The sequence below is a fragment of the Endozoicomonas sp. ALC020 genome (assembly GCF_049275935.1).
In the GTDB taxonomy this organism is placed as follows: domain Bacteria; phylum Pseudomonadota; class Gammaproteobacteria; order Pseudomonadales; family Endozoicomonadaceae; genus Endozoicomonas_A.
The window spans coordinates 4,120,274-4,132,251 of record NZ_CP184830.1; the positions used below are offsets into that span (position 1 = coordinate 4,120,274).

At 46.2% G+C, this 11,978-nt stretch carries 8 protein-coding genes; 4 read left to right on the top strand and 4 right to left on the bottom strand.

The annotated features are described in order from the left end of the window. Positions 1–100 precede the first annotated feature (100 nt). Positions 101–1,882 carry a hypothetical protein gene (locus ACOJUO_RS15445; RefSeq protein WP_422137436.1) on the top strand — a complete coding sequence of 594 codons (1,782 nt, stop codon included), beginning with the start codon at positions 101–103 and terminating at the stop codon, positions 1,880–1,882. Here the strand turns inward: ACOJUO_RS15445 and ACOJUO_RS15450 are convergent. After that, positions 1,848–2,639: a TatD family hydrolase gene (locus ACOJUO_RS15450; RefSeq protein ID WP_422132915.1), complete on the bottom strand. Its 792-nt coding sequence runs from the start codon at positions 2,637–2,639 to the stop codon at positions 1,848–1,850. The two genes, ACOJUO_RS15445 and ACOJUO_RS15450, sit on opposite strands and share 35 nt — an antisense overlap. A gap of 48 nt (positions 2,640–2,687) precedes the next feature. On the opposite strand from ACOJUO_RS15450, the gene ACOJUO_RS15455 reads away from it, so the two are divergent. Beyond that, complete coding sequence (locus tag ACOJUO_RS15455) at positions 2,688–3,155, top strand: hypothetical protein (RefSeq protein ID WP_422137437.1); 468 nt, start codon at positions 2,688–2,690, stop codon at positions 3,153–3,155. Between the two features lie 3 nt (positions 3,156–3,158). Beyond that, positions 3,159–3,677 (top strand): copper chaperone PCu(A)C, encoded by a 519-nt coding sequence (locus ACOJUO_RS15460; protein WP_422137438.1) that lies wholly within the window; start codon positions 3,159–3,161, stop codon positions 3,675–3,677. 67 nt (positions 3,678–3,744) lie between these two features. On the opposite strand, the gene ACOJUO_RS15465 is transcribed toward ACOJUO_RS15460, so the two are convergent. Beyond that, positions 3,745–5,325 carry a peptide chain release factor 3 gene (locus ACOJUO_RS15465; protein WP_422137439.1) on the bottom strand — a complete coding sequence of 527 codons (1,581 nt, stop codon included), beginning with the start codon at positions 5,323–5,325 and terminating at the stop codon, positions 3,745–3,747. Positions 5,326–5,501: 176 nt separating this feature from the next. On the opposite strand from ACOJUO_RS15465, the gene ACOJUO_RS15470 reads away from it, so the two are divergent. Then, complete coding sequence (locus ACOJUO_RS15470; protein ID WP_422137440.1) at positions 5,502–8,063, top strand: inositol phosphate phosphatase SopB; 2,562 nt, start codon at positions 5,502–5,504, stop codon at positions 8,061–8,063. A gap of 221 nt (positions 8,064–8,284) precedes the next feature. On the opposite strand, the gene ACOJUO_RS15475 is transcribed toward ACOJUO_RS15470, so the two are convergent. Together ACOJUO_RS15475 and ACOJUO_RS15480 are read right to left on the bottom strand one after the other, a co-directional pair. After that, entirely contained in the window at positions 8,285–10,816 is a 2,532-nt protein-coding gene (locus ACOJUO_RS15475) for a hypothetical protein (RefSeq protein WP_422137441.1), read from the bottom strand. Positions 10,817–11,350: 534 nt separating this feature from the next. After that, a complete protein-coding gene (locus ACOJUO_RS15480; RefSeq protein WP_422132922.1) occupies positions 11,351–11,941 on the bottom strand; it encodes a hypothetical protein in 591 nt (196 codons plus the stop codon). Between the last annotated feature and the right edge of the window lie 37 nt (positions 11,942–11,978).

Below are 11,978 nucleotides of genomic sequence, written 5' to 3' on the forward strand. Positions count from 1 at the left end.
GTGCATTTATTAATAAACTAAAAGCAACTTCCTTTCGGCAGAATGAATCGCTTTAGTCTACTTTAGATAAGGTCGTGTTTATTGGCTTGGAGTTACTGTTTTGCTCATTAAAAAAATAAAGGAGTTTGCTCGAACGGGACGTCGTTCATTATTTATAGCTTTTATTGTTTCTATCCCCTGGACTACTGCTGAAGGATCAAACGGCTTGATTGTTCAAGCTCTGGCGATAAACGCTTTTCTTGATTATCTCTATAATCTGCAACAGGGTAATCTGGAAGGAGAAAATGATTCTTCCAGACCTTTTACTATTGGTCTGGATGGGCCTTCCGGAGCCGGTAAGTCTACTTTTCTTGATCAATTTACTCAGGAGCTTCGAACTTCTTCGGCACTTTATCAACGATCACATTCGGAGCTGTCAGGCAGGGTCTGCAGTCTGGAGACACTGGGGATTGATACCTTTCTTCATTCCCGTGCCGACCGACGTGAAATGTTCAGCCATCTGGGCGATGGCGCGTCAGGGAACAACAATGGTGAGGAGTATCGGGCAGAGCTTAGAGATAGCTGTCTGGCAGCGATAGCCCGGGGGGATTCTTTTCGGTATGCCCCTTATTGTCGCCATCTGGAAGGTCAGCTGGGTCCTGAAGAAGCCCGGCGTATCACCTGCGATATTCTTATTATCGAAGGTACTCATGTGAATGATCCGGGGGCTCGGGCTTCCATTGATCACGCCCTGTTTCTCGACAGTGATGATAATTTAATTACCTGGAATATGTGGAAACGGAACTATCTTCTGGGTAATCGAACGAAAAAAGAATTATTTGCAATCTTGCAGGTTTTGTTTGAGCAGTTTAAAACCTGGAGAAGAAGAAATGCTGACCTATCGGACATTCATTTTTATTGGCATACGAATAACGAAGTTCCTGAACTGACAGAAGAAACTATTGATTCAGAGCTGCCAGATCTGGCTCGACAGTTGCGACTTCATCATTTTAACTCAGGCTATGCCCTGACACGTCTTTTTCAACAGAATTCATTAGATTCGGAAGTATTAAGCAGTCGTATGCGTCATCACTTCCAACCTTTCATGTCCAGTAGAAGTCTTGTGGCGATGGAACATGAAAGCTTTCTTTCGTTTGCTAGAATGTTGTTGGAACCATTAAGGCTGACTCTTCACGAGGTCCATCATGGCAATGAGTGTTTATTTGTTTCACTGAACGCTATTCTGCCAAACGATTATTTGAATCGGGAGCGTGTCATTGTCCTGTTGAGACAGTTATGGAAAACCTGGGAGCAGAATAATCTGACTGATGCCCAGAGAAGGCTTTTAAGCTGGATTGCTGCAGATATTGAAGCTGAAGCTGATTTTCTCTCAGAAGGGAATCTGGGCGGACTTCCTACTATTTTGATGACCTGGGCAGCCCTGCTGGGGTCGGATCATCCACCTGATAAACCTTTGTATCTTATGATCCGGTTGGGCGGTGTTATACAGGTCTGGAGCCTTAATCTGGACGGCACCATCAGTGAATTGGATGCTGTTCCTGAAGTTGAGCCGGTGCTGATCTACGATGGTGTTAATCGCTGGATGTTTGCAACGTCCGAACAGAATATCCTGAATAATGTGCCCGGTGTGCTTCCAACGACGCTCTCCACTGATGGTGTTACTTTTAATGATGATGGAGGTCATGACGATGACTCAGGCTTCTATTCTTCTTCCAGTTCCAGTTCCAGTTCATCTTCTTCCCTGTCATCACTCTTGAGCTCATCGGGCGGTCCTATCCGCCAGATTGATGACATGGTGATTGAGGGTAATTTAACCGAACCTGAGCCTGAGCCGTTGTCCAGTTATATTATTTCGCCAGGATTGATAATGCATTCTCGGTAGTAGCCTGTGCGATCTCTTTTGTAGAGCTGGAACGTAATTGTGCCAGATGCTCAAGGACAACAGGTAATAGGGTGGGAGTGTTCCTTTGACCCTGATAGCCTGACATCGGCATGTCCGGGGCATCGGTTTCCAGAACAATACTACTCAGGGGTAACGAGGTGGCCAGCTGGCGTGTTTTTCTGGCCCTCTGGTAGGTAATTGTACCGCCAAACCCCAGTTTGAAGCCCAGTTCAATATACTGTCGGGCCTGTTGTTCACTGCCAGAAAAAGCATGTACGATGCCACCTTTCTCCGGTTTAATTTGCCGGATTTCTTTAAGGATTTCATCGTGTGCTTTCCTGCAGTGCAGAATGACAGGTAGCTTAAATTGATCGGCAAGCTCAAGCTGCCTGATAAAATAGTAGTGCTGTTGCTGACGGTCCGAGTTGGTCAGCGAGTAGTCCAGGCCTATCTCACCCACAGCACAAACCGTCTCGGAATGACGTTCCAGGAATACTTTCAATTCATCAAGGTGTTGAGGTCTGTGGCTTTTCAGAAAATAAGGATGTAGTCCGAGTGAGACAAAGCGTCGCACAGAATCGGGCAAATCATTCACTTGTTTCAGAACTCTGGGCCAGTAACGCGCTTCCGTTGCCGGGATGCAGATTGAGCGGACACCTGCGAGCCAGCATTGTTCAAGGGTTTCATCCCGGTCCTGGTCGAACTCGGGAAAGTCCAGGTGACAATGGCTGTCAAACAATTCTGGTATAGGGGACATAATGTTCATAAAGTTGGTCATCGGGCTTCAGTCTGTTATGTTACCCCGATGAAAATAAAGCAGTACATAGGGTTGGGTGTTTCGCTGGTGCTGATTGCAGTACTGGTTTTTATACCTCGCTACTTCAAGTCGGAATCTGAAACAGGGCTGATCGGGCAGAGCTTCCACAAGAGATGTCTGGTGGCTGAAGGCTGTCGACTGACAACAGCAGACAGCGAGATTGAGCTGAGAATAAAGCCGTCAGGTCTGCCGAAGCTGGAGCCGCTGGATGTTGAAGTTCTCCTGAGAGGCCTGTCAGCAGACAGGGTTACCATGGAGTTTTTTGGCCGGGATATGCCGATGGGGTTAGCTCCTTTTCCACTCTACAAGCAGTCCTCTTTTTTTGGGCCTTCGGTATTCAGTGGCGTAGGTAACCTGACTTTTTGCACGGTTGATAAAGATATGACCTGGCTGGCCAGACTGGTGATTGAATCAGGTTCCGAAGTGACAACAGTTGTTTTTGAACTGGAGACTTGAATTATGAAGCTATTGGCAATGGCTACGTTGGCCATTTTCGCAGGCATGTCACCTATAGCCCTTCAGGCGGCAGATGTTGAGATAAAGGATCAGTTCGCAAGAGCGGTACCGGCTGTTTCCACAAACTCTGCGGCTTTTCTGACTATTACCAACAAAGGTAAAGAAGATATCAAGCTGGTCTCTGCCGACAGTGATAGCGCGGTTCATGTTGAGCTGCACGGTCACAGGCATGAAGGGAATATGATGAAAATGTTCGAGTTGAAAGATATTGATATACCGGCAGGTAAAACTGAATATCTCAAAAGTGGTGGCAATCATATCATGCTGATGGGTTTGAAGAGGCCATTGAAAGCCGGTAGTGAGGTTGATGTCACCCTGCATTTCTCTGACGGGGACGCTGTGGATGTAAAAGTGCCGGTAAAGGATCTTAGTCACGAAACCAAAGATATGGCCCATGGCAGTGCCACGAAGCATGGCGAGATGGATCACGGCTCAGTGGATCACAGTACCATGGATCACTGATTCAGAAGTCATCGTGGCCTGATCCTGTCACTTCACTTTAAAGCGAAGTGGCAGGATTCAGGAGAGCTCAGTGCTCGCGGGTGGTCCTGAAGCTAATATCCGGGTAGCGTTCCTCTGCCAGAGAGAGATTGACACGGGTAGGAGCCAGGTAAGTCAGGTAGCCACCACCATCAATCGCCAGATTGTCAGCGCATTTGCGCTTGAATTCCTCCAATTTACGTTCGTCCGTACAATCCACCCAGCGGGCAGTATTGACATTGACCGGCTCGTACATAGCCTCCACCTTGTACTCATCCTTAAGGCGGCGCATAACGACATCAAACTGGAGTACGCCGACCGCACCCAGGATCAGGTCATTATTGTTCAGAGGCATGAACAACTGGGTTGCGCCTTCTTCTGAAAGTTGTTGCAAGCCTTTCTGGAGCTGCTTGAGCTTCAGAGGGTCTCTCAGGCGAACGCGCTTGAAAAGTTCGGGGGCGAAGTGTGGAATCCCGGTAAAGCGGATCTCTTCGCCCTGGCTGAAAGTATCGCCAATCTGGATAGTGCCGTGGTTGTGCAGACCGATAATGTCACCGGAGATAGCTTCCTCGACATGGGAGCGATCACCTGCAAGAAAAGTGACAGCGTCGGCAATTTTTACATCTTTGCCGATTCGCACATGCTTCATTTTCATATTACGGGTGTATTTTCCGGAACAGATGCGCAGGAAGGCAATGCGGTCACGATGTTTAGGGTCCATATTGGCCTGGATCTTGAATACAAAGCCAGAAAATTTGGCTTCGTCCGGCTCCACTGCCCTCTGATCCGTTATACGAGCCAGAGGCGCTGGAGCCCACTCGGCAAAGTCGTCCAGCATTTCACGGACGCCAAAGTTGGCTAGGGCAGTACCAAAGAAAACAGGCGTCATCTTGCCAGCATGATAGGCTTCCAGGTCAAACTCATGACTGCCGCCGCGAACCAGTTCCACCTCATCGACAAAGTCTTCATGAATATCACCCAGCAGCTCTTTGGCTTCGTCCGACTCAAGACCCTTGATACGAATATCGTCGGGTATAGTATGTCCCTGGCCGGGGGTGAAGACGTGAATAGTATCGGTGTAGAGGTTATAAACCCCCTTGAAATTCTTGCCCATGCTGATCGGCCAGGTAATGGGAGCACACTGAATTTTCAGGATGCTTTCCACTTCGTCCAGCACTTCAATCTGGTCCCGGACTTCACGGTCCATCTTATTAACAAAGGTAAAGATTGGAGTGTCTCTCAGACGACAGACCTCCATCAGTTTAATGGTCCGGTCTTCGACACCCTTGGCGCCGTCAATCACCATCAGGCAGCTATCCACTGCTGTCAGGGTTCGGTAGGTGTCTTCCGAGAAGTCTTCGTGTCCGGGAGTGTCCAGCAGGTTGACAGTGCAACCTTTGTAAGGGAACTGCATAACCGAGGTGGTGATCGAGATACCTCTTTCCTGTTCCATTTTCATCCAGTCAGAAGTAGCCATACGACCGCTTTTACGACCTTTTACAGTGCCGGCCATCTGGATAGCACCACCCAGAAGCAGCAGCTTTTCTGTGATGGTGGTTTTACCGGCGTCCGGGTGACTGATTATCGCAAAGGTTCGACGCTTTGCCACTTCGGGGGATAATCCACTCATTGATGTTTTGCCTGATTCCAGAGCTTGAAAAAATGGCGACATTATATCCGCTCTGTTGCGCAAAGCCAGAATCATCATAAAAGATTGAAATCGGATGTTGTGCTTGATAACACAGGACTTTTGGCGAAACCGGTCGATAAAGTTGCGAGGAGATTGATGATAAGGAAGTGAGTGTTTTGAATCCATCGCAACGGACTTTGCAATGCTTGCAACCCCTGCTGGACAGAGGGCAGGATGAATCCAGTGACATTTCTGTCAGAGGCAAGTGGCGAGGCCGGGAGGCCGAGTTGCTGCCGCTTCCTGTCAGAGAGCTGAGGGAAGGTGAAAAACTCAGTGCCAGTGAAGGTACTACGGCATTTGTTTTCAAGTACGGCAGTTTTGTGGAAAATCAGCTTCACAATGATCTCAAAAGCAAGCCGCTGAACCAAAGAAACATTAAAAAGCTGGAAACACGGGCCACAGACCTGCTAAGGGATGTCAGAAAGCTGAATTGCAGCAGTATAGAGCTCTGGCTGGATTCCGATATGGTGGCAAAAGCCTTTGAGACTGCGACACCTTTTAAGTGGCGATCTCTTCCTCCACATGAGCAGGAGCATCTTAAGGAAGTCGTTCAGTTTCAGCTCTCTGGTCATACCGATTATCTGAGTCAATCAAAGGCTCTTGAGCTTGCGGTAAAAGTGGTCGCTCAGCATGAATCCATCTTCTCAGCCAATATTCCCGAAACGGCCCGCTTTCTCACCGGGGAAACAGAGGAGGGACATACTCTTTTTCCCGGTCAGCTCAGGCTCTGGGCCGAAGAGCACTTTGATAGGGACAAAGTCCCGGGAACTCCGATAGAAGGTGATGATCTCTATATCAGCCAATACGAGATGGAGCTGATAGGTAATGCCGAGTATTACACCAACCGTGTTTCTGGGCTTCTTTCCGGTTCCCCATTGGAGCGTCTGCAGAACACCAGTTATGCCGAACAGGCTGAAGAGGCCAGAGAGCTTGCCAAGCAACTTATCAAGACGCTGGATGCACTGGAACGGCATTCACAAAATTTGCCTGCCCAATTGCAGCAGGCTCTAATCCATGATCTGGTGGGGCAGCTCGATGGTGTGTTGGATTTTATCGATCAGCTGGAGGTCAGTGACCAGGAGAATCCACTGGGGCCGCAGCAGTGGAAAAAGTTTAAAGGTCAGGAACTGATTTCCGCAATTAATGTTCTCAAGAATGAAATTGAGCATGAAAGTGCACTCATCAACAACTCAGGTAAGAAAGGTCTACTCAGCAGAAAGAAAACCAGCAAGCTGGCAAAGCTGGAGGCATTGCACCAGACGTGGAGTGACCATTTTGACCGTATTCAGGAAGGAACAGACAATGATCTTCCTCCAGCCAGAGCGAAGCTAACCAGAAGAGCTTCCCGGGCTGACGCTCTTCCCGTGGTTGATGCAAAGGCTTATACCGCCTGTATATTGAAGCGGCTGGGAGAGGTGGGTCTGGATAATGCCAGCAAGAAACTGAAAGAATCACGCAGTGAGGTGCTCTCAACAGTTCAATGGGAAAAAATCACTACCCATCTGGATGTGAGGATTGAGGGGCGAAGCCGGCATTATGAGAGTCAGCTGACCCCTGCTTCGCAAATGAAGTGGGGAGAAGGAGCAAAAGATATCTTTGAGCATTCTTATGAGGGTATGGGCAGGCCTTCGACTGAAACCAGAGAACGCGTTCATGCCGTCAATATGGCACAATCTGAGCTGTCCACTGCAGAAATGGGGAACAAGAAAGTTCTGTTCAAAGGGTTGCGTTCCGGAACCCTCTCGGCCTACGGGATAAAAGAAAAAGAGCCTCGACTTGCCGCAGCCAAAAACCGGGCCAGGGAGTTGGTGACGGCAGCTGTAAAACAGTTTCTGGATGATAATCCAGACTATCTGACATCGGGGCAGCCTGTTCCTTTGAAAATGCTCTCCACGTCTATGCTCAGTGCCGACAAACTGAGGCACTATCTGCATATTCATGATGATGAACTGAAGATGCAGAGAGAGCAGGTCGCCGCCCTCAAGGAAGTTCAGAAAGAACTCAACGATGGTAAGCCATTGGTTATTTCTGATGCCAAAGGCGAAAAATATCAACTCAGAGTCAATATGAAGCTGGCCAACACTAATTATGGTGTCAATTCACTGTCATTGGGTGGTCTGAAGTCGGTTGTCCGTCCCTGGGGTGAGGCCAAGCGGGTTAATAATGAGGGACTTATTGAACTGATGGGCTCTTTAGACCAGTTCGATCCTGTTGGCGGTTGGGTTGGCGACTATCTGGCAGGCTCGGCCCCGGAGCAATCCAAGCAGATTGTTCGTATGCTGGTTGAACAGATCAGGGATCTTCATGTTTCAGGCGACTATCAAACAGAAGGCGAAGATGCCTATAAGATGGTTGAGCGAATTCAGTTGCTGGCATTCAAGATAGGCGCAGTGGGTCATATCAATTGTAAAAGTGGCAAGGATCGAACCGGAGAAGCCGACGCCTCTATCAAGCGCTTTGCTGCCGAAGTGGAGGCCAGAGGCTATGTCCCGGATCCCCGCAAACCCGTTAGCCGGGAGGATCGTAACCTCAGTCAGGCTTTCCAGTTTGGTTCAGGTAATCTTGAATTGCAGCAAATGAACATCAACATCCCCGGGTTCAAGACTAAGTTGAACAAAAAGCGTCTGGGTGAATTTGCTCATAAGCTTGCTCATAAAGCCCGGTTTAAAGTGAAATAACCACCGAAAATCTTGCGGGTGTGAACTCTGCCCGCCTTGTTTTTCCCGGTGCTAAACAGCATGAGAGCCTCCAACTGCTAAGCCAGGTTTCAAAGCTTCCTCAAGTCTGACATAGACAGAAAGTATTTTGGATCTGTCTTACGAGGCTTATAGGTTGATTAGTCCTTTTCTGACGTCTGCAAATAACCCTCTGTCTACGAACATGGCTGTCTGTTGTTTTACTAGAAACCTAAATCGAAACTGTTATCTGGACCGCTAAAATCGATGTTGCCTATCTCGATGTTGCCTAGCTCGATGTTGCCTATCTCGAGGTTGCCTAGCTCGAGGTTGCCTAGTTCGAGGTTGCCTAGTTCGAGGTTGCCTAGCTCGAGGTTACCTAGCTCGAGGTTGCCTAGCTCGAGGTTGCCTAAATCGAGACTGCCTAAGTCGAGACTGTTACCCAGACCGCTTAAATCGATGCTGTCACCGATACCGCTTAAATCGAGACTGCCTTGATCAAGAACATCTCCAATGACTGAATCTGAAATTGATAAATTTCCTGTGACAGTAGACGGAGAAAGATCTCCGCGCACATCACCGGTATCAGATGAATATCTGCTACCCATATTGACGGGATATTCAGGGCTTAATAGGGCAGCATACACATAGGGCATCAAAAACCCATCTATTGGAAAAAACCAGGCAGTGGGACTCATTTGAGCCAAGCTATGGTAATAACTGCCAAGCTTCTGATGGTGCAACGACAATGAGTTGTCTAATTCTTGCTTTTTCTGGCTCACAAGTTTATCGAACTCATGGGATTTAATTAAAACCTGAGCGTCAAGCTTGCGCTTGAGATTAGCGATGGCAGTTTCTTTTAAATTCTGACATTTGTTTTCTGTGGTTGGATAAGCTTTGATCTTTTTAATCTCTTTATTTATTATTTTTGGTCTCGGTATTTTTTTTTGGTAAGTCCGTGGGTTCATATGTGTTTCATTAAAAAATTTGTCGATTAGTTCTTCAGCGCTTTTTCTCATTTTGTCTGTGGGTGCTAGTATCATAGCTTCCAAGGAAAGCGTAATAGCCTCTTTTAAAGGTATTTTTAATCTATCTGTGTCAAGACGACTTCTAATGTGGCGAAAACTAAGATCCGCTTTTTTAAATTTCTTGGTAGCTTCTTTAATTTTTTCATTGTAGCGTGTGAGAATACTTGGTTCTCTAATTAGAGTGCTAATTTGATTTTGATAATTAGTTTTGTGTGAGCCAATAATCTTTTCAATCTGTGACTGACTGTTTTTAATAAAAACTTTTCTTGATGCGTCTACGGTTTTATAAAACTGTTGATTAATTTTCTGTTCAATGATTTTTTTATGAAGTTTCCTGAGGTCAACATGGTCTGGATTTATTGCTAAAGCTTTCAGGCAAAAGGTGCTCTTGTCTTTATCAAAACCTGCATGTTTGGTGAGCCGGTAAAAGTGCTCGAAACTGACTGCCTGGGATACCACTTTTTTATACAAGATATCAAACTGTTTTGAGGAATGTGGATTTAAGGCAGTGACTTTATCAAATGTAAGGAGTGCATCATCAAAGTTTTTAATAAATGTACACATCTTATTGAATAATCTGTCGGCAACCTCATCTCTAGTAAATTCGCCCAGTCCAGCAAGACTTACTCTGATAAAAGCCCTTATCCCGGAAGCTAATGAGTCGACCTCGTTGGTTAGTAAAGAAGATGCCTTTTTGAGAATTATTTTTTTACTGTCTTCACGAATAGCTTTCATCTTCTTATCAAGTAAAAACAGTGATTCAGTGGATACCTCTTCAGGTAAATGCTCTATTGTTTTTATCATATGCTGAATAAGAAAATTATGCTTTAAATCTGACAGGGTTCTTATATTTCCTTCATGATTTTCAACGAATTCTATTAACGACTCCATAGTGTTGAGTGAATCAAGGTGACGGCACATATTAGCAACGGCTATGTTATGCAGTGTTGCATTCAAATTTTTAAGAAGCTCTAAGTTTCTTTGTACTCTTTCTTGCCCCCACGTCTGCAGATTAATGCGAAGATGATCCAGACTTTTTTGCTCTTTCTGTATCTTTTCATCGACCAAACAAGAAACCCTGTATATCAACTGGAGAGTCTCGGCATTACCGGAGTCAGGGTGTTGAGCCTGGTCCTCGTCAAATAACGTCTTTAATGAGTCCTTTAGCGGACAGAGCGTATCGGGAAATGCAATGAACTCAGATAGCTCTGAGTAGACGAGATTCAGTAGGGGGCTGATACTGGAAAATGATTGGGTGGCACGCTTCAGATTATCTTCCAGGAGCGTATATATATTCTGTATTTGTTCATCAAGTCTATTCTGTAGTCTGACGTATCTTCTGTTATCGTATCTGTGTACGGGCCACTTAAGATTCTCATCTATATTAGATTTCAGTGTTTCCAACGCCAATTTGTTGCGCTCATAATCTTCCAAAGGCTTATCCTTATTTGCATAAGCTTGAAAGCTACTCCGATAGCTATCAATCTGGCGTTCAATTTCACTGAGGCCTAAACGCAACCAAACAAAATTGGGTAGCAGGCATCGAAAACATGATTGATCAAGTGCTGCAATTCTGGAGCGTCTTTGTAGTCCGGTACTTTGTGGTCCACTTGTTAAGGCCGATGAATCGATGTTCACAAGGGGCAATACTGAAGTAGTTTGTTCTCCATGATTCTGGGATGATTGCCATCTCGTATCAGTTTTTGTTAAGGAAAAATCATGTATCATAGTAATCTCCAATTTGAGCCTGAGTAGTCAGTTAGAAACAGACGCTGAGAAAAGCCGATTAATCAATTCTTGCTAAGTGGTTCCTCAGTTGTTTTCGAGTATTTCTGACCATAATGGCGGGTTAGACTGTGATTTCATGAAAATGTTCCATACATTTTTCTGTTATTTTCTCATTACGTGAAATCTTTGCTGCATTGCTGATGAAGACTGTCCTTCCAACCTCTGATCCAGCCATCGTTGCTTCACTCAAAAAAGGCATAAACTGCTCCTGACATCCTGCGACGGTGGATTCAGGTCAGGTAATTATCAAACCGATGGGTTCTGAGGTGCAGCTTGATCCAATAAGAGGTTGGGTGGCTGACCAACAGAAGGTGAATCTGCTTGCCAGCTGCTCACACTTAATGGTTTAGGTTGAAATAAAGGTTCAGTGCCTTGCAGGTGGATAGCATCCACCTGAAGAGAGAAGCTGTTCGGCAGGCTCCTAGTGTTCAGAATGTTCTGGCCACAGCAAAACGTGCCAGGTCTTCCGTAGCGTCACGATACTCGCAGCAGCATGCAGGTGCCATCCAGACCGATAGCGATTGTTTCCACGGACTCGGTAAGTGATGGCAAGTCGTAGCGAGTGTCTTTCTGGTCTTCGACTAACGCACCTAATCTGTAGGATAAATGCTTGATGTACGAGTTTGACAGTACTCTTTGATGATTGGTTTCAAAATCTTCTTTTACAGCAGGAGCAGGCATCTGACTGTATTTCCAGGCAAGAGTTTTGGCAAATTTGGGTGTAGCAGAGCCAACAATCCCAGTGCGAAGATCAATCGGTGCCAAAGTACTTCCACCCCTGACCCCCTGATAAACAGAACGTTCCATGGGTACGCGCCCGTATAAGGTTTCGTAGTGCTTCAGCACTTTTCCCTTATAGCTGCTCCACTTCTGCTGGTTAACGACGATAGGTTCTTTATTAGGGGGCTCAAATAGCTTCAGTAACTCTTGAGTTCCGAGTTGCCCTGCTTCATTCAGTGCTCTCTGCAAACCATCTTCAAGATTCAGCATGTTCCCAGAATCAATAGGCACCACAATCTGCTGGACAATAGTTTTCTCTCGGCGGGCAATAATAGAAGCAGACATGACAGGTTACTACTATGAAAAGGTGTTTCCATAATAG

What these genes read in the sequence shown, in the direction of transcription:
- ACOJUO_RS15475 (WP_422137441.1), bottom strand. Translation starts at nt 10,816, where the DNA reads ATGATACATGATTTTTCCTTAACAAAAACTGATACGAGATGGCAATCA.
- ACOJUO_RS15480 (WP_422132922.1), bottom strand. Translation starts at nt 11,941, where the DNA reads ATGTCTGCTTCTATTATTGCCCGCCGAGAGAAAACTATTGTCCAGCAG.
- ACOJUO_RS15465 (WP_422137439.1), bottom strand. Translation starts at nt 5,325, where the DNA reads ATGAGTGGATTATCCCCCGAAGTGGCAAAGCGTCGAACCTTTGCGATA.
- ACOJUO_RS15450 (WP_422132915.1), bottom strand. Translation starts at nt 2,639, where the DNA reads ATGTCCCCTATACCAGAATTGTTTGACAGCCATTGTCACCTGGACTTT.
- ACOJUO_RS15460 (WP_422137438.1), top strand. Translation starts at nt 3,159, where the DNA reads ATGAAGCTATTGGCAATGGCTACGTTGGCCATTTTCGCAGGCATGTCA.
- ACOJUO_RS15455 (WP_422137437.1), top strand. Translation starts at nt 2,688, where the DNA reads ATGAAAATAAAGCAGTACATAGGGTTGGGTGTTTCGCTGGTGCTGATT.